The organism is Mycobacterium venezuelense, from assembly GCF_054919535.1.
Genome location: NZ_JBONDW010000017.1, coordinates 1 through 18043, shown reverse-complemented (window position 1 = coordinate 18043; position 18043 = coordinate 1). Strand labels below are relative to the sequence as shown.

The 18043-nt window shown below is 65.1% G+C and carries 19 protein-coding genes; 10 read left to right on the top strand and 9 right to left on the bottom strand.

The window, feature by feature from the left end; genetic code table 11:
- Positions 1 to 16 precede the first annotated feature (16 nt).
- Positions 17 to 1006 (top strand): phosphotransferase family protein, encoded by a 990-nt coding sequence (locus tag ACRCUN_RS24615; RefSeq protein ID WP_462144367.1) that lies wholly within the window; start codon positions 17 to 19, stop codon positions 1004 to 1006.
- Positions 1003 to 1968, top strand: a complete 966-nt coding sequence (locus ACRCUN_RS24610; protein WP_462144241.1) for an NADPH:quinone oxidoreductase family protein — start codon at positions 1003 to 1005, stop codon at positions 1966 to 1968. Before ACRCUN_RS24615 ends, ACRCUN_RS24610 begins: the two co-directional genes overlap by 4 nt.
- Positions 1969 to 1983: 15 nt before the next feature.
- On the opposite strand, the gene ACRCUN_RS24605 is transcribed toward ACRCUN_RS24610, so the two are convergent.
- Positions 1984 to 2340, bottom strand: coding sequence for a limonene-1,2-epoxide hydrolase family protein (locus ACRCUN_RS24605; RefSeq protein WP_462144240.1), 357 nt, complete (start codon positions 2338 to 2340; stop codon positions 1984 to 1986).
- Positions 2341 to 2531: 191 nt separating this feature from the next.
- On the opposite strand from ACRCUN_RS24605, the gene ACRCUN_RS24600 reads away from it, so the two are divergent.
- The gene (locus ACRCUN_RS24600) at positions 2532 to 3722 is read left to right on the top strand and encodes a cytochrome P450 (RefSeq protein ID WP_462144239.1); all 1191 of its coding nucleotides are present in this window, start codon (positions 2532 to 2534) and stop codon (positions 3720 to 3722) included.
- A gap of 93 nt (positions 3723 to 3815) precedes the next feature.
- Here the strand turns inward: ACRCUN_RS24600 and ACRCUN_RS24595 are convergent, their stop codons facing one another.
- From ACRCUN_RS24595 to ACRCUN_RS24560, 8 genes are all read right to left on the bottom strand, one after another.
- The gene (locus tag ACRCUN_RS24595) at positions 3816 to 4319 is read right to left on the bottom strand and encodes a hypothetical protein (protein WP_462144238.1); all 504 of its coding nucleotides are present in this window, start codon (positions 4317 to 4319) and stop codon (positions 3816 to 3818) included.
- Positions 4320 to 4333: 14 nt separating this feature from the next.
- The gene (locus tag ACRCUN_RS24590; RefSeq protein ID WP_462144237.1) at positions 4334 to 4978 is read right to left on the bottom strand and encodes a TetR/AcrR family transcriptional regulator; all 645 of its coding nucleotides are present in this window, start codon (positions 4976 to 4978) and stop codon (positions 4334 to 4336) included.
- A 116-nt stretch (positions 4979 to 5094) separates the two neighbouring features.
- Entirely contained in the window at positions 5095 to 6243 is a 1149-nt protein-coding gene (locus ACRCUN_RS24585) for an acyl-CoA dehydrogenase family protein (RefSeq protein WP_462144236.1), read from the bottom strand.
- A gap of 14 nt (positions 6244 to 6257) precedes the next feature.
- The gene (locus ACRCUN_RS24580) at positions 6258 to 7406 is read right to left on the bottom strand and encodes a thiolase family protein (RefSeq protein WP_462144235.1); all 1149 of its coding nucleotides are present in this window, start codon (positions 7404 to 7406) and stop codon (positions 6258 to 6260) included.
- Positions 7407 to 7428: 22 nt separating this feature from the next.
- Positions 7429 to 8661 (bottom strand): CaiB/BaiF CoA transferase family protein, encoded by a 1233-nt coding sequence (locus tag ACRCUN_RS24575; RefSeq protein ID WP_462144234.1) that lies wholly within the window; start codon positions 8659 to 8661, stop codon positions 7429 to 7431.
- 5 nt (positions 8662 to 8666) lie between these two features.
- On the bottom strand, positions 8667 to 9425 hold the full coding sequence (locus ACRCUN_RS24570; RefSeq protein WP_462144233.1) for an SDR family NAD(P)-dependent oxidoreductase: 759 nt from the start codon (positions 9423 to 9425) through the stop codon (positions 8667 to 8669).
- Positions 9426 to 9440: 15 nt separating this feature from the next.
- Positions 9441 to 10607: an acyl-CoA dehydrogenase family protein gene (locus ACRCUN_RS24565; RefSeq protein WP_462144232.1), complete on the bottom strand. Its 1167-nt coding sequence runs from the start codon at positions 10605 to 10607 to the stop codon at positions 9441 to 9443.
- Between the two features lie 27 nt (positions 10608 to 10634).
- A complete protein-coding gene (locus ACRCUN_RS24560; RefSeq protein WP_462144231.1) occupies positions 10635 to 11930 on the bottom strand; it encodes an amidohydrolase family protein in 1296 nt (431 codons plus the stop codon).
- Between the two features lie 223 nt (positions 11931 to 12153).
- Here ACRCUN_RS24560 and ACRCUN_RS24555 point away from each other — a divergent pair, with 223 nt between their 5' ends.
- The 7 genes from ACRCUN_RS24555 to ACRCUN_RS24525 all read left to right on the top strand — a co-directional run bounded on the left by ACRCUN_RS24555 (position 12154) and on the right by ACRCUN_RS24525 (position 18005).
- On the top strand, positions 12154 to 12699 hold the full coding sequence (locus tag ACRCUN_RS24555; protein WP_462144230.1) for a carboxymuconolactone decarboxylase family protein: 546 nt from the start codon (positions 12154 to 12156) through the stop codon (positions 12697 to 12699).
- A gap of 4 nt (positions 12700 to 12703) precedes the next feature.
- A complete protein-coding gene (locus ACRCUN_RS24550; protein ID WP_462144229.1) occupies positions 12704 to 14041 on the top strand; it encodes an aromatic ring-hydroxylating oxygenase subunit alpha in 1338 nt (445 codons plus the stop codon).
- Positions 14034 to 14363: a hypothetical protein gene (locus ACRCUN_RS24545; RefSeq protein WP_462144228.1), complete on the top strand. Its 330-nt coding sequence runs from the start codon at positions 14034 to 14036 to the stop codon at positions 14361 to 14363. Before ACRCUN_RS24550 ends, ACRCUN_RS24545 begins: the two co-directional genes overlap by 8 nt.
- A gap of 82 nt (positions 14364 to 14445) precedes the next feature.
- Positions 14446 to 15672 (top strand): metal-dependent hydrolase family protein, encoded by a 1227-nt coding sequence (locus tag ACRCUN_RS24540; protein WP_462144227.1) that lies wholly within the window; start codon positions 14446 to 14448, stop codon positions 15670 to 15672.
- Positions 15650 to 16084 (top strand): nuclear transport factor 2 family protein, encoded by a 435-nt coding sequence (locus ACRCUN_RS24535; RefSeq protein ID WP_462144226.1) that lies wholly within the window; start codon positions 15650 to 15652, stop codon positions 16082 to 16084. Before ACRCUN_RS24540 ends, ACRCUN_RS24535 begins: the two co-directional genes overlap by 23 nt.
- Positions 16081 to 17202 (top strand): acyl-CoA dehydrogenase family protein, encoded by a 1122-nt coding sequence (locus ACRCUN_RS24530; protein WP_462144225.1) that lies wholly within the window; start codon positions 16081 to 16083, stop codon positions 17200 to 17202. Before ACRCUN_RS24535 ends, ACRCUN_RS24530 begins: the two co-directional genes overlap by 4 nt.
- 2 nt (positions 17203 to 17204) lie before the next feature.
- Positions 17205 to 18005: an acyl-CoA dehydrogenase family protein gene (locus ACRCUN_RS24525; RefSeq protein ID WP_462144224.1), complete on the top strand. Its 801-nt coding sequence runs from the start codon at positions 17205 to 17207 to the stop codon at positions 18003 to 18005.
- Positions 18006 to 18043: the final 38 nt, after the last annotated feature.

Below are 18043 nucleotides of genomic sequence, written 5' to 3'. Positions count from 1 at the left end.
GCGCCTTGCCGATTGGATGGACAACGCGGGCCTGCCCGGCAAAGGCGAACCCCTCACGGCGCGTTTTCTGTCCGGCGGAACCCAGAACGTGATCTACGAACTGCGCCGCGGCGAGGAGCAGTGCGTCATCCGCATGCCACCCCCTGGCGCTCCGCCCGACCGCGACAAGGGCATCCGGCGCGAGTGGCGCATCATCGAAGCGCTCGACGGCACGGATGTCCCGCACACCCCCGCGGTCGCGATGTGTGCCGATTCAAACGTGCTGGGCCGGCCGTTCTATCTCATGGGATTCGTCGACGGCTGGTCCCCGATGGACCGGCACGGCACGTGGCCCGAACCGTTCAACAGCGACATCGGCGCCCGTCGCGGCCTGAGTTACCAACTCGCCGAAGGTATCGCACTCCTGTCGAAGGTCGACTGGAAGACGCGGGGCTTGGCCGACCTCGGCCGGCCGGACGGGTACCACGAGCGGCAGGTCGACCGCTGGATCGGCTTCCTCGAACGGATCAAGAAGCGTGAGCTCCCCGGACTGGACGTCGCGACCGACTGGCTGCGTGCACATCGGCCACTCGACTTCATCCCGGGCTTGATGCACGGCGACTATCAGTTCGCCAATGTCATGTACCGGCACGGCGCACCGGCCGCCCTCGCCGCGATCGTCGACTGGGAGATGGGTACCGTCGGCGATCCCAAGCTTGATCTGGCCTGGATGGTGCAGAGCTGGCCCGCCGATCCGAATGCGCCGGACGATTCGGAGATGAGCTACGTCGACATGCGCGGCATGCCGTCGCGTGACGAGGTCGTCGCGCACTACGCCCGGGTTTCGGGACGCCAGGTCGACGATCTGGACTACTACCTCGTGCTGGCCAAGTGGAAGCTTGCGATCGTGCTGGAACAGGGCTTTCAGCGCGCGGGCGACGACGAGAAACTGCTGGCGTTCGGGCCCGTCGTGACCGACCTGATGGCCTCGGCAGCCGAACTGGCCGAATCCAGCGACTACCGGTGAGAGCCGCGGTCTGCCGACAGTACGGACCGCCCGAATCGGTCGCGGTCGAGGAGGTCACCTCACCGGTTCTGGCACCGGGCCAGATTCGAGTCCGCGTCGGCGCTGCTGCGGTCAACTTCCCCGACGTACTTCTGGTGGCCGACCGATACCAGGTGAACGTGCCGGTGCCTTTTGTGCCCGGCAGCGAGTTCGCCGGGGTGATAACGGAGATCGCGGCAGACACCACGGGTTTCGCGGTGGGCGACCGTGTCACCGGAACGGGAATGTTCGGAGCTTTCGCCGAGGAGGTCTGCGTCGACGGCGGGGCACTCGCCCGAGTTCCCCACGGTGTGGACGACCGTACGGCCGCGGCGTTCGGCGTCGCGCACCGCACCGCCTATCACACCCTGCGGTCGGTGGCACAGGTGCAGCGGGGCGACGACGTGATCGTGCTGGGGGCCGGCGGCGGCGTCGGGCTCGCCGCGGTACAGCTCGGAGTCGCGCTCGGCGCGCGCGTGACGGCCGTGGCGTCATCCGACGAAAAGCTCGGTGTGGCCGCCGGTTACGGCGCGTACGGGCTTGTCAACCACACTGCCGGTCAGTTGCGTTCGGCGCTGCGCCACGCGCTTCCCGACGGCGCACATGCCGTCGTCGATTTGGTCGGCGGCGAGCTCTCCGAACCCGCGCTGCGATCATTACGCCGGGGCGGCCGGTTCGTCACCGTCGGCTACGCGTCCGGCGTCATCCCCCGCATTCCACTCAATCTGGTGCTGGTCAAAGGGGTGCACATTCTGGGCTTTCAGTTCCAGGACATTCCGCCAGACCAGTTCGCGCGCAACGAATCCGAGTTGCGGGAGTTGGTGGCGGCCGGCGCCGTCGAACCACACATCGGCGCTGTCTTTCCCCTAGCCGAGACTGCTGCGGCGTTGCGGCACGTCGCCGATGGGCACGCGATCGGCAAGGTCATCATCGACGTGCGCTAAGCGGTATCGGGCTCCTCAGGATTGCTTCGGCGGGTAGAAGTACTCCCGCCAGGCCGTGATCTTCTGGTCCGTCACCTCGTAGGCGCCCATGACCGGCCAGCTCATCTGCTTGCCGTCCACAATCCAGTGATCGCGGCGCTCCATCAGCACCACATCGCCGTCGACGGCGAGATGCAAGATCTCAAGGTCGACGCACTCACCGCCGGCGAAGAACACCTTCATCATCTCGTGGATCGCGTCCCGCCCGGACAGCTTCGGCCAGTCGGGTCCGATGTCGAACGTCGCGTTCTCGGCGAAGTGACTCATGACTTCGTCGACGTCGTTGCTGCCCCATGCGGCGATCTCGGCGCGCACGATTTCCTCAGCGGTCATTGTCTTCCCGTCGGTCCGGCGTGACACCATCTTTACATTTCTAGGGCTGATCGTAAATGCCGCCGACTCGCCCGTGAACCTTGACCGTGCGTCGACAAACCTGCTAAGCAAGTGCACAGTGGCACTCATCCCGTTCGAGTGCACGTGCCCGAATCAACTCGACTCGCTCGAGCCCACCGGATGGAGCTTCGATGGCCGCGCCGACGGTACCGACGGAATCCGACGTCTATTACGACCCGTACAACGTCGACCTCAACATGAACCCCCATCCGGTTTTCGCCAGGATCCGGGAAGAAGCGCCGCTGTACTACAACGAGCAGCACGATTTCTACGCACTGAGCCGCTACGACGACGTCAACAAGGGCGTGGTCGACCACGAAACGTTCATCTCCGGGCGCGGCGCGGTGCTCGAGATCATCAAGTCCGGTATGGAGATCCCCCCGGGCACACTGATTTTCGAAGATCCGCCGATTCACAACATCCACCGCAACCTGCTGTCGCGTATGTTCACCCCGCGCAAAGTGCTCGCGCTCGAGCCGCAGATCCGCGAGTTCACCGCGCGTTGCCTCGATCCAATCGTGGGGTCCGGGAAGTTCGACTTCGTCAACGATCTCGGCGAGCAGATGCCCATGCGCGTCATCGGCATGCTGTTGGGCATCCCCGAAGATCGGCAGCGCCAGATCACCGACCACGGCGAAGAGGTGCTGCAGGGGCAGACCGTCGACGCGCTGGCCACCGGCGAGGTGTTCGCCGAATTCATCGACTGGCGCGCCGAACATCCGTCCGACGACATCATGACCGACCTGCTGAATGCCGAGTTCGAGGACGAGACCGGCACGGTGCGCAAGCTGCGCCGTGATGAGCTCCTGCTGTATCTGACGGTCATCGCCACCGCCGGTTCTGAGACCACCACGCGGCTGATCGGCTGGGCCGGTAAGACACTCGCCGACTATCCGGATCAACGCCGTGACCTCGCAGAGAACCCAGGGCTGATTCCCCAGGCGATCGAGGAGATTCTTCGTTGGGAGCCGCCGGCGCTGCAGATCGCCCGATACGTGGCCCGCGACGTCGAGTACTACGGCCACACTGTTCCGCAGGGTTCGGCGATGCTGATGCTCATCGGCGCGGCCAACCGGGACCATCGCCGGTTCGCGCCGGACGGTGACGTCTTCGACATCCATCGAGAACAGCGTTCGCACATGACCTTCGGTGCGGGAACCCATTTCTGCATGGGCAATGCGCTGGCCCGGCTGGAAGGCCGTATCGCGCTCGAGGAAATTCTGAAGCGGTTCCCTGAGTGGGAGGTCGACTGGCCCAACGCGGTTCCGTCGGAGACCGCCGCGGTGCGCGGGTGGGCCGCCATGCCGACGTTTGTGTCCTGAACCGCGAAACTAGCTCGCCCAGTGGCCAGTTATGACACGTGACCTTGCGGTTGTCGTGTCATAACTGGCCACTCGACCGAAAGCGATCAAGCGTCAGCTGGCGGGTATGAGGTCCGCCGGGACTGATCGGCTGATCATCGTGCCGCAGCGGAATGCTTCGGTGTAGCCGACCGACGCGGCATCGGGATGATTGATTGCGGCAAGCGCCTGAGCCTTGAAAGCCCGTGCGGCTGCCGATAATTCGTGACGCACCGGGTCGACGCTGAGATCGGCGGGGCACTGCTCGCCCCACAGCGTCACCTCGGTCCGGCCCTGCTCAAGCGCTCCGAGGACCCCGCGCCGAACGCGCTCGTCAGAGTTGAACAGGTCGGCAGCCACCGCCACCGTCTGGGGGTGGGGCCGGTCCTCCCACGACACCAGCACGCTCTCCAAGTCCATGGTGTCGACGCCGAGAATCTCCAAGGGGCGGACGTCTTCGTCGACACCGATGAGCACCGTGACATCCCACCCGGCCATGACCCGGTCGACGAGCCAGCCACCCGCGAACCGCACCGCGTCGACCACACAGGGTGCGACGACGTCGAGCCGATACCTCATGTCGTCCTCCAATCTCACAGGCCGGCCGCTGCGCTGTGGCCGGACGGCGCCTCGATCTCTCGGGCCAGCATCTCGGCGTACCCCTTGAACACGTCCGCCAGCGGCAGTGAGGGATCGAGTAACCATGAGGTCTCCATTCCATTTACGAAGGCGAGTATTTCCACGGCCTTGGTGACCGGGTCGAAATCTGTGCGATACCGGCCGCTGAGCTGACCGCAGCGGATGATGTCTGCGACGATGTCCCGTGCATCCTGCTGACGTTTCAGCAAACGATCATGCAACGGCGCATCGGGCTGAATGTTCTCCACCAACAACACGGTGAACGTACCGACGAGTTCGGGCGCCCGGACGAACCGCTCGGCTACCCGCTTGATCTCGTCAGCGAGGTCGCCCGACCGGTCGGCGTGTGCGTCGTCATCGTCGTCACGGGCATCGAGCACCGCGTTGAGCAACTGCTCCTTGGACTCGAAGTGGTGCAGAAGACCAGCCGGCGTGACACCGGCCTCCTTGGCGATCTGAGCCAGCGAGGTGTTCCGCCACCCGTTGCGGGCCAACAACCTCTCGGCCACGGAAAGAATCCGCTGCCTGCGGTCCTCCCCTTTGGCCAGCAGTGTCGCGTAGGGCCTTGCGGCCTCAGACGGTACCTCGGGAGGCGTCACCGAACTCCTTCGTCGAACCAACCTAGTGAACACACAGTAGGTTGGTTTGGGCGCTGTGACAAGTGTCTCAGAGAGAGTAAATCTTGACAGCCGTCACATGGCGTGAATGGCGCAGGTCACAGGCCGAGAGATTTGGCGATGATGACCTTCATGACCTCACTGGTGCCCGCGTAGATGCGCGCGACCCTGGCGTCGGTGTAGAGCCGGGCGATGGGATATTCCATCATGTAGCCGTACCCGCCGAAGAGCTGCAGGCAACGATCGATGACCCGCGCCTGCATCTCCGTGCAGAACAGCTTCACGCGTGCCGCGTCGGCACCCGACAACTCGCCATCGACATGCAGGGCCACCGCCCGGTCCAGCATCGCCTGCGCCGCCTCGACCTCGGCCGAGCACGCCGCCAGCTCGAACTTGGTGTTTTGAAAAGATGAGACCGAGGCCCCGAATATTTTGCGGTCCTTCGTGTAGTCGATCGCGGCGGCGATCGCAGACCGCGCCTGGGCCACCGAGCCGACCGCGACGGTCAGCCGTTCCTGCGGCAGATTGTGCCCCAGGTAGCTGAACGCCTCGCCCTCCTCCCCCAGCACGTTGGCGGCGGGGACGCGGACGTCGGTGAAGGACAGCTCGGCGGTGTCCTGCACCTTGCAGCCCATCTTCTCCAGCTCGCGACCGCGCTCGAACCCCGGCATGCCGTCCTCGACCACCAACAGCGTCAAGCCTTTTCGGCGATTGTCCGGGTCGGTCGAGGTACGCGCGACGACGACAACGAGGTCGGCCTGGATGCCGCCGGTGATGAACGTCTTGGCTCCGTTGAGCACGTAGGAGTCGCCGTCCCGCACGGCGGTCGTGCGCATGCCTGCGAGATCGGAGCCGGTTCCTGGCTCCGTCATCGCGACCGCCGTCAGCAATGTCCCGGCCGCCAATCCCGGGAACCAGCGTTGGCGCTGCTCATCGTTCGCGTAGTGCAGGAAGTACGGCAGGATGACCTCGAGCTGAGTGCGTACGGTCGACAGCGTCACGAGGGCGCGGGCGGCCTCCTCCTGCAGCACCACGTTGTAGCGATAGTCGGAGATGCCCGCGCCGCCGTACTCCTCGGGGATCGCCATCCCGAGCATGCCGAGCTCACCCATCTGCTTGAAGACGTCGCGCGGCATGCGGCCGGCCTTTTCCCACTCGGGATATTGCGGCACGACTTCCTTCTCGACGAAATCGCGCGCCAGGGCGCGAAACGCCTCGTGGTCTTCGGTGAACAGGTTTCGCTGCATGCGTAGTCCCTTTACTAGGCGAGAAGTTCGACGATCGTCGCGTTGGCGGTACCCCCGCCTTCACACATGGTCTGCAGGCCGTAGCGAATTCCGTTGTCGCGCATGTGGTTGATCATGCGGGTCATCAGGACGGCGCCGGAGGCTCCCAGCGGATGGCCCAGCGCGATGGCGCCGCCGAGCGGGTTGAGTTTGGCTTCGTCCGCGCCGGTTTCGGCCAGCCATGCCATCGGCACGGGCGCGAACGCCTCGTTGACTTCGAAGACCCCGATCTCGTCGATACTCACGCCGGCCTTGCGCAGCACCTTTTCGGTCGCCGGGATGGGACCGGTCAGCATCAGTACCGGATCGGCGCCCGTGACCGCACCCGCGCGGTAGCGCACAATCGGCGAAAGGCCCATGGTCACAGCATTTTCCGCGGTCATGACCAGAAGCGCCGCCGCTCCGTCGGAGATCTGCGACGAGTTGCCCGCGTGGATCACGCCGTCCTCGGTGAAGGCCGGCTTCAATCCCGCGAGCTTTTCGGCCGTGGTTCCGCGCCGCACGCCCTCGTCGGAGATCACGGGGTCACCGTCATCGGGAAACACCGTGATCATCTGTGTCTCAAAGGCGCCCGCGTCCTGCGCGGCCGCGGCACGCTCATGCGAGGCTGCCGAGTATTCGTCGAGCCGCGTCCGGTCGAAACCCCACTTCTGCGAGATCAGCTCGGCCGAGATGCCCTGGTTGAACGAGAAATCCCGGTACCGGTCAAGCACTTTCGGGCCGTACGGCTGGCCGGTAGCACGAGCCGCACCCAGTGGAACGCGACTCATCACCTCGACTCCACCGGCCACGACGACATCCTGTTGTCCCGACATCACGGCCTGCACCGCGAAGTCCAGGGCCTGCTGGCTCGAACCGCACGCCCGATTGACCGTGGTGCCAGGAATGTGCTCGGGCCAGCCGGCGGCCAGCACGGAGTAACGGCCGATGTTGCTGGACTGGTCGCCGACCTGGGATACGCACCCCCACACGACGTCGTCGACGATGTCGGGGCTGATGCCTGCCCGCTCGACCAGAGCGTTGAGCACCAGCGCGGACAGATCGGCGGCATGCATGCCGGACAGTCCGCCGTTGCGCTTGCCCACGGGGGTGCGGACGGCTTCGACGATTACGGTTTCACGCATTGGACTGCTCCGATCTCGGTATCTAGGACGTCGGGTAGGCCGGGCCGATCGCGCCCTGCCCGCGCAGGGCCGCGATGTCCTCGGCGGAGAGGCCCATATCGCTCAGGATGGCATCGGTGTGTTCGCCGAGGCCGGGAACCGCACCCATCGGCAGCTCGTGGCCGGAGATCACCGGCGGCGGAAGCAGCGCCGAGATGTCGCCGTTGGGCGTGGCCACGGTCCGCCATCGGTCCCGGTCTTTGAGGTGCTGGTGCGCGATCACCTCACTGGGCCGGTTGTAGCGCGAGTTCCCGATGCCCGCCTCGTCGGCGATCTGCTGGATCTCGGCGAGATCGTGCTGGGCGCACCAGGTTCCGATCGCTTCGTTGAGCACATCGCGGCTCGCGCAGCGGTCGGAGTTGGTCGCGAAGCGCGGGTCGTCGGCCAGATCCGGCCGGTCGATGATGTCGCGGGCCAACCGCTGCCATTCCCGGTCGTTGGTCGTGCCGAGCACCACTGTCTGGCCGTCGCGCGTGGGGAACGCGCCATACGGGGACACCGCGGGCGAGCTCATCCCCAACGGCTGTTGGTCGATGCCGGAGTGCTGGGTGTACGTGAGCGGATAACCCATGATGTCGGTCATGGTGTCGAACAGGCTCACGGCAACCGCGGGCGCGGGCGCATCCGACGGTTGCCGGGTACGGCCGATCAGCAGCGCCATGATCGACAGCGCCGCGTACAGGCCGGTCGAGATGTCAGCGACGGGCGGGCCGGGTTTGGCGGGCATGTCCGGATGGCCCGTGACCGCGCAGGCCCCCGACTCGGCCTGGACCAGCAGATCGTAGGCACGCTTGTGCGACAACGGTCCCCCGGTGCCGTACCCGTCGATCTCGACCGGGATCACGTGCGGATGACGCTGCGCCAGGTCGGCCGGCGACAACCCCATGCGCGCCATCGCACCGGGTGCAAGGTTGGACACCAGCGCGTCGGCGCCGTCCAGCAAGCGGTGCAGCACATCCATGCCGCCTGCCGACTTCAGGTCGAGCGTGATGGATTCCTTGCCGCGGTTGGCCCAAACGAAGTGAGCAGCAAGACCGTTGACGACCTCGTCGTAGTCCCGCGCGAAATCCCCGCCTCTGGGGTTCTCGACTTTGATGACCCGAGCGCCGAAGTCGGCGAGCACCCGCGTGCACATCGGCGCGGATACCGCCTGCTCCAGCGCGACGATGGTGATCCCGGCCAGTGGACCTGCGCTACCTGGTGTGTCGTGGGGCATGCCCGTCACATAACCATGCCGCCATCGACCGGCAGCACCTGGCCGGTGATGTACGACGCGGCATCGGAGGCCAGGAACACGAACGCGCCCGCGACCTCGTCGGCTTCGGCCCAGCGCTTGAGCGGGATGCGGTTCATCATGTTGGCCGCGAACTTCTCGTTGGTGCGGATGGTTTCGGTCATCGGGGTCGCTGCCAGCGGTGCCAGCGCGTTGACCATGATGTTCTTGGTCGCGAGTTCCCGTGCGAGCGACTTGGTGAACCCGATGAGGCCGGCCTTGGCCGCCGAGTAGTTGACCTGGCCGAGCGTTCCGGTGATACCGGCCGACGACGTGACGTTGATGACGCGTCCGGTCCCGTCGGTCGGAATGTGCGGCAGCGCGGCCTGCGTGACGTGGAATGTGCCCATGACGTGGATGTCGAAGGTCAGGCGGAACGTCTCGTCGGTGAGCTTGGGGAACATCGCGGGCGACGTGACGCCTGCGTTGTTGACCAGGATGTGCAGCTTGCCCTCGCCCAGCCCGGCCGCGCGTTCGGTGGCCGCGACGGCAGCGTCACGGTCGCTGACGTCGAGCGGTGCGCTGTCGGCCTTCCCACCCGCCGCATTGATGCGCTCCGCGACCGACGCCGCCGCGTCACCGCTGATGTCGGTGACGAGTACGGCGGCACCCGCGGCGGCCAGCGCCTCGGACACCGCGGCGCCGATGCCGGCACCTGCGCCCGTGACGAGAGCCGAACGTCCGGTCAGGTCGAAATAGGTCCTCATGCAGTAGCGCTTCCTCTAGTAGCTCTTGGGCAGGCCGAGAACGTTGGCACCCAGGAAGTTCAGGATCATCTCCTGGCTCACCGGGGCGATCTTCATCAACCGCGATTCCCGGAAGAACCTTGAGATGTTGTATTCCTCCGAATAGCCCATCCCGCCGTGTGTTTGGAGGGCACGGTCGGCGGCTGCGAATCCGGCGTCCGCACACAGGTACTTCGCCATGTTGGCCTCGCGGCCGCACGGCTTGCCGTTGTCGTAGAGCCACGTGGCCTTGCGCAGGATCAGTTCGGCGGCGTCGAGGCGAGCCAAGGAGTCGGCCAGGGGAAACTGGATGCCCTGGTTCATGCCGATCGGCCGGTCGAATACGACGCGTTCGTTGGCGTACTTGACCGCCCGGTCGAGCGCGACCCTGCCGATGCCCAGTGCCTCGGCCGCGATCAGCATCCGCTCGGGGTTGAGACCGTGCAGGATATAACTGAAACCCTTACCCTCCTCGCCGATCCGGTGCTCGGCCGGGACGCGAAGGTCGTCGATGAACAGCTCGTTGGACGATACGGCGTTGCGTCCCATCTTGTTGATCGGGCGGATGTCGACGTGATCGCGGTCCAGGTCGGTGAGAAACAGCGTCAGGCCGTCGGTCGGTTTGGCCGCCTCGTCCCTTGGCGTGGTCCGGGTGAGCAGCAAGATCTTCTCGGACTCAAGCGCTTTGGAGATCCACACCTTGCGTCCATTGACCACATAATTGTCGCCGTCCCGCCTGGCGAACGTCGTGATGCGCGAAGTGTCAAGGCCCGCACCGGGTTCGGTGACGCCGAAGCACACATGCAGATCCCCGTTCACGATCCGGGGCAGCGTCTCGGCTTTCATCTCGTCGGACCCGAAGACCACGACCGGCTGCATACCGAAGATCGACATGTGGATGGCGCTCGCGGCGTTCATGCCGCCGCCGGACCGGGCGACCTCCTCGGCCAGGATCGTGGCTTCGGTGATACCGAGGCCGTGGCCGCCGTACTCCTCGGGAATCGTCATCCCGAGCCAGCCGCCACCTGCGATGGCGTCGTAGAACTCCTGCGGAAATTCGTGCGCCTGATCCTTGGTCATCCAGTAGTGGTCGTCGAACTTGCCCGCGAGCTCGGCCACGGACTTACGGATGATCTCCTGGTCCTCGGTCAGCTCGAAATTCATACCACCCGACACTCGCGGTCTCCTCGTTCAGTCTTTGGCGCCGGACACGGCTTTGGCGTTGGCCTGGAAATCGGCGAAGCTCGTGCCGGTCTTTTCCTTGTTGCTCAGGGCCCGGACGGACACATCATGGCCTTCGGCGGCCTTGCGTAATGCGCCGACCGTGGCCTGGTCCTTGGGAACGTCCTTGAACGGATCGAAATGGTAGAGCCGCATGGCGTTCTCGTGCGTGATCTTGTTGATCTCGTCGGCGGGCACGTCGTAGGTGTCGAACACCGCCCACAGTTCCTCGGGCGCACCGGGCCACATCGAGTCGGAGTGCGGGTAATCCATTTCCCAGCAGATGTTGTCGATGCCGATCAGGTGCCGGTTCTTGACGCCGACGGGATCGGAGATGAAGCACGTCATGAAGTGCTCACGGAAGACGTCGGAGGGCAGCTTGTCGCCGAAATCCTGATGCGTCCAGGTCGAGTGCATCTCATAGGTGCGGTCCACCCGATCCAGAAAGTACGGAATCCACCCCGTGCCACCTTCGGACAGGGCGATCTTGAGGTCGGGATAGGCCTTGATCGGTGCCGACCACAACAGATCGGCGGCGGCCTGGACGATGTTCATCGGCTGCAGCGTGATCATCACGTCCATCGGCGCGTCCGGCGCGGTGATCGCGAGCTTGCCTGACGACCCGATGTGCACGTTCATCACGGTGTCGGTGTCGACCAGGGCTTCCCACAACGGCTTCCAGTACTCGAGATCGTGGAATGACGGATACCCGAGGGTCGAGGGGTTCTCGGTGAACGTCAGCGAGTGCACGCCCTTCTTCGACACGCGCCGCACCTCGTCGGCACACAACTGCGGATCCCAGATCGCCGGAATCGCCATCGGAATGAACCGGCCCGGATTGGACCCGCACCACTCGTCGATGTGCCAGTCGTTGTATGCCTGCACCAGCGCCAACGAGAACTCGGCATCCTCGGTGGCGAACAACCGCGCGGCGAAACCGGGAAACGACGGGAAGTTCATCGTCGCCAACACGCCGCCGGCGTTCATGTCCTTGACCCGCTCGTCGGGGTCGTAGCAGCCCTTGCGAATCTCATCGAGACCTTGCGGCTCCAACCCGTATTCCTCTTTCGGCCGGCCCGCCACCGCGTTGAGTGCCACGTTCGGTATCACCGTGTCGCGGAACTGCCAGGTATCGCTGCCGTCGGGGTTGTGCACGAGCCGCGGCGCCTCGTCGCGGTACTTCGCAGGGAGATGGTTCTTGAACATGTTCGGCGGCTCGATGATGTGGTCGTCCACGCTGATCAAGATCATGTCGTCTTTTTGCATGGCGGTGCTCCGTTCCCGTGTGCTCACCAGGTTCTCTACTTCAGAAAACTAGCTTCTCGCGTAGAGAGAATCAATGTGTGCCATCGCTGACGAGCAGATACACCCTGGTCAGCCCGCGACGCGACGACTTCCCATTGACCGTTGCGCGAAAAGATGGAAACCTGTTAGTCGGAAATGAGAACATGATTCTCGCCAGCGAGAGGGATCGAGAGGAGAACCGTACGTGCGTCTGGCCCCATTGCCCGCCGACGAGTGGGACGACGAGGTGCTGCGAGCGCTTTCGGTGATGCTCCCCGACGAGCGACTCAACCCGGCGGGCGCGGGCACGGCGCTGTCGACGCTGGCGCGCCATCCGCGGCTCACCAAAGCTTTTCTGCGGTTCAGTAACCACCTCTTGTTCCGCTCGACGCTCGACGCACGGACCCGCGAACTCGCGATCCTCCGGATCGCCCATCGCCGCAAGTGCGAATACGAGTGGGCTCACCACGTCTTCATCGGCAAGGCCGAAGGGCTCACCGATGAGGACATCGAAGGCATCGCGCGGGGCGAGGCGACCGATCCGTTCGACCAGACACTGATGGACGCGGTCGACGAACTCGACGAGGACTCCCGGATCTCGGATCGCACGTGGGCGGCACTCAGCGAGAAATTCGACGAGCGCCAGCGCATGGACCTGGTTTTCACCGTCGGCGGCTACGGCCTGATGGCCATGGCTTACAACACATTTGGCATTGAGCCCGAATCCGGCTCGGAACCAGAAAGTAGGTAGACAAGTGGCGTTTTTCCCGAAGCCGGCCGCCGGCAGCTGGACCGAGAACTGGCCCGAATTGGGCACCGGGCCAGTGAACTACGAGGATTCGATCGACCCCGAACACTGGAAGCTGGAGCAGCAGGCCATCTTCCGAAAGACCTGGCTGCAAATGGGCCGTGTGGAGCTGATTCCCAAGAAGGGCAGCTACATCACCCGTGAGCTGCCGTCGGTCGGCCCGGGCACGTCGATCATCATCGTCAACGACGGCGACCAGATCCGTGCCTTCTACAACCTGTGCCGTCATCGCGGCAACAAACTGGTGTGGAACGACTACCCCGGCGAAGAGGTTTCCGGCAGCTGCCGCCAGTTCGTCTGCAAGTATCACGCCTGGCGCTACAACCTCAAGGGCGACCTGACCTTCATCCAGCAGGAGCAGGAGTTCTTCGACGTCGACAAGGCCGACTACCCGCTCAAGCCGGTGCGCTGCGAGGTGTGGGAGGGCTTCATCTTCGTCAACTTCGACGATGACGCGGTGTCGCTCGAGGAGTATCTGGGCGAGTTCGGCCAGGGCCTCAAGGGTTATCCGTTCCACGAGATGACCGAGCATTACAGCTACCGCTCGGAGATCAAGGCCAACTGGAAGCTGTTCATCGATGCGTTCGTCGAGTTCTACCACGCGCCGATCCTTCACATGAAGCAGGCGGAGAAGGAGGAAGCCGAGAAGCTGGCCAAGTTCGGCTTCGAGGCGCTGCACTACGACATCAAGGGCGATCACTCGATGATCTCGTCCTGGGGCGGCATGAGCCCGCCGAAGGACCTGAAGATGGTCAAGCCCATCGAGCGCATCCTGCACAGTGGCCTGTTCGGGCCGTGGGATCGCCCCGCCATCAAGGGCATCCTGCCCGAGGAGCTGCCGCCGGCGATCAATCCGGGGCGGCACAAGACCTGGGGCCAGGATTCATTCGAGTTCTTCCCCAACTTCACCCTGCTCTTCTGGGTGCCGGGCTGGTATCTGACCTACAACTACTGGCCGACCGGTGTGGACACCCATATCTTCGAGGCCGACCTGTACTTCGTCCCGCCGAAGAACCTGCGCGAACGGCTCTCTCAGGAACTTGCCGCGGTGACGTTCAAGGAGTACGCGTTCCAGGACGCCAACACGCTGGAGGCCACACAGACGCAGATCGGCACCCGCGCCGTACTCGACTTCCCGTTGTGCGACCAGGAGATCCTGCTGCGCCATCTGCACCACACCGCGCACAAGTACGTCGACCGGTACAAAGAATCACTGGCCAACGGGAACGGTTCCGCCAACGGTGCGGCTCACACGAAGACCACGAAGGATCCCGCAAATGTCTAAGCTTCCCGAAGAATTCGCCGACCTGGAGCGGTTCAGCGACTGGTGCCTGCCGACCGAAGAGGAGCGCTATCAGAAGCGTCTCGACTCCACGATGGAGGAGATGCAGGAACTCTACGACGCCGGCATGGCACGGCTCGAGGACATCATGGTCTATGTCGACGCGCGGTTCCCGCTCAAGGGGATGCCCGAAGACGCCAAGGCCCTGGTGCATCTCGGGCAATCGATCGTGATGGTGAGCTTCCCGGTCGAGGTGTGGAAACAGCCCCGCGTGCTCGACAGCGGCGCGGCCTATATCCAGCTCGTCAAGGAGCCGGTGGTCTGAACGTGCCCAACGCATCGCCGAGACTGCGGGTTCTGATGAAAATCACCCGAAATCCGTCAACAACCGTAGTGTCGGCGCAATCATGCTGACCCTCAAAGCCGCGGGTCTGGTCGATGTCGATGCCGGGGAGATCATTCGCCCCGGCATCGTCAAGGTCGATGGCGACCGCATCGTCGGGCTTGGCGGTGAGCCAGCGGGAGAGATCGTCGATTTGGGCGACGCGATCCTGCTGCCCGGCCTGATGGACATGGAGGTCAACCTGCTGATGGGCGGCCGGGGTGAGAACCCGGGACTGTCCCAGGTGCAGGACGATCCGCCGACGAGGGTGCTGCGCGCGGTGGGCAACGCCCGTCGCACGTTGCGTGCCGGTTTCACCACGGTGCGCAACCTCGGATTGTTCGTCAAGACGGGCGGCTACCTGCTCGACGTCGCACTCGGCAAGGCGATCGACGCCGGCTGGATCGAAGGGCCGCGCATTGTTCCTGCGGGCCATGCCATCACGCCGACCGGCGGGCACCTCGACCCCACGATGTTCGCGGCCTTCATGCCCGGCGTGCTGGAGCTCACGATCGAGGAAGGCATCGCCAACGGCGTCGACGAGATCCGCAAGGCGGTGCGCTACCAGATCAAGCACGGTGCCCAGTTGATCAAGGTGTGCTGTTCTGGCGGCGTCATGTCCCTCACGGGAGAAGCTGGGGCCCAACACTATTCGGACGAGGAACTGCGGGTCATCGTCGACGAGGCACATCGGCGCGGCCTGCGGGTCGCGGCGCACACGCACGGGGCCGAAGCCGTCAAGCACGCGGTCGCCTGCGGCATCGACTGCATCGAGCACGGCTTCCTGATGGACGACGAGGCCATCCAGATGCTCGTGGACAACGACCGGTTCCTGGTCACCACACGCCGGCTGGCCGAGGCGATGGACGTCTCGAAGGCTCCACCCGAACTTCAGGCCAAGGCCGCCGAGATGTTCCCGAAGGCACGCACGTCGGTGAAGGCCGCCTACGAGGCGGGTGTCAAGATCGCCGTCGGCACCGACGCGCCGGCGATTCCGCACGGCAAGAACGCCGACGAACTGGTGACCCTGGTCGACTGGGGTATGCCTGCGGCCGCGGTGCTGAGGGCGGCGACCGTGGTGGGCGCGGACCTGATCAACCGGACCGACCTCGGGCGCATCGCCGAGGGCTACCTCGCCGACATCATCGCGGTCCCCGGCGATCCCCTGCAGGACATCAGCGTTACAAGGGATGTGAAATTTGTAATGAAGGGGGGTAGGGTCTTTCGCAATGAGTACGCAAGCGAGAACTGACGACCTCGTCGAGATCCAGCAGGTGCTGGCCAAGTACGCGGTGACGATCACCCAGGGCGACATCGACGGTCTGGTGAGTGTTTTCACGCCCGACGGCACATACAGCGCATTCGGCGAAACCTATGCGCTGGAACGCTTCCCGGTACTGGTGGATGCCGCACCAAAAGGTCTGTTCATGACGGGGACGGCGTTGGTGACGTTCGACCCGGACAACCCGGACGCGGCCAGTGGCACGCAGCCGCTGTGCTTCATCGAGCACTCGGCGCACGACATGCGCATCGGGTACTACAACGACACCTACGTGCGCACCGCCGACGGCTGGCGGCTGCGGACGAGAGCCATGACGTTCATCCGCCGCAGCGGCGCGCACGACCACGGCAAACCACACGCGATCGGGCGGCCGTCCGCATGACCGACCTGCACGACCCCGCTCAGTTCCGCACGGCACTGCGGGGCTGGCTCGACGAGAACGATCTGACCCCGCCCGGCGACCACACGCTCGAAGGGCACATGCGCCAGTTCGCGCGCGTCCAGCGGGCGCTGTACGACGCCGACTGGAGCCGTTACGGCTGGCCCGAACATGCGGGCGGCCTCGGCGGTCCGGCGATGCTGCGGGCCATCGTGGGCGAGGAGGTGGTGGGCCGCCGGCTCGCCGAGCCGGGACCGTACTCGATGCTCGAAGTACTGGCGCCGACGATGATCGACTATGCGCCGGCCGAATTGGCGGCCGAGATGGTGCCCAAGCTGCTCAGCGGCGAAGAGCAGTGGTGTCAAGGCTTTTCCGAGCCGGGCTCGGGCAGCGATCTGGCGTCGTTGACCACGCGCGCCGTGCAGCGGGGCGACCAATGGATCATCAACGGTCAGAAGGTCTGGACGAGTTTCGCCCAGTACTCACACCGCTGCATACTGCTCACCCGCACCGGTGATGCCGACACTCCCAACCACGAGGCCATCACGGCGTTCTTCGTCGACCTCGACACCCCAGGCATCTCGGTGCGCCCGCTGCGCACCATGCACGACGTCGACGAGTTCTGCGAGGTGTACTTCGACGACGTCGCGGTCGACGCCGGCCGGATGCTCGGCAAGCCCGGTGACGGTTGGCAGCTTGCGATGGATCTGCTGCCCTACGAGCGCTCGACGTGCTTCTGGCAGCGCATCGCCTACCTGTACTCGCGATTCGACGCGTTGGTCGGTGAGGTCAAGAATCTCGGGCAGGCTGTGGACTCCGACATGGGCGAGGCGTACCTGGCCCTGCACACGCTGCGCTGCCGGTCCCGGGCCACTCAGCACCGGCTGGCCGACGGTCACAAGCTCGGTCCGGACACCTCGATCGACAAGGTGCTGTTGGCAAGTGCCGAACAGCGGCTCTACGACACGGCGCGCGATCTGCTGCCGGGCGTCATCGAACTCGACGACACCGAATGGCGCACCGAGTATCTGTACTCGCGCGCAGCCACGATCTACGGCGGCACCGCAGAAGTGCAACGCAACATCATCGCCCGTCGGCTGCTCGACCTCGGGAAGGAGTGACCATGGATCGAGAGTCGCTCGAACTACTCGAAGACGGTCTGCGCAAGACCATGCTTTCGGCCTCCGGCCCTGAGCTCGACGCGGCCCTGATGGAACTCGGCTGGGCCGAGATGGTGTCCGACATGCCGGATGTGGCCGTGCCACTGGTATTCCGCCTGCTGGGCGAAACCGGCTCGCACGCCTCGGTTCTCGTCGATGTCGTACTGAACGCCACGGGCAATGAGATCGGCGGGACGCTTGAGCTGCCGTTGCCGTATGCCGGCAACACGTGGGTCGTGTGGGACCGGACGACCGCGCACAGCGCTGATCCGACGCTCGGCGGGTTGCCGCTGCGCCGCGAGGACGAGGGCTATCCCATTCGGGTCGCCGAAGCCCGGTTGGCGGTCGGCTGGTGGCTCGTCGGATCGGCACGAGCGATGCTGTCCCTGGCGCGCCGGCACGCACTCGACCGCGTCCAGTTCGGTCGGCCGATCGCGTCGTTCCAGGCCGTCCGGCACCGGTTGGCCGAAACACTCGTGGCCATCGAAGGCGCCGAGGCTACGCTCACCCTCCCCGGCGCGGACAACCCCGATCTCACCGCACTGCTGGCAAAAGCAGCCGCGGGCAAGGCGGCGCTGACCGCGGCCAAACACTGCCAGCAGGTGCTCGCAGGCATCGGCTTCACCGAGGAGCACGATCTTCACCGCCACGTGAAGCGCGCCCTGGTGCTCGACGGATTGCTCGGCAGCTCACGGGAACTCACCCGCCGCGCCGGCGCGGGGCTGCGGGCCCGCGGCTCGGTGCCCCGTCTCGCCAACCTCTGACACCCGTCCCCTTGCACCGCGAGCGGGCGTGTCGGCCG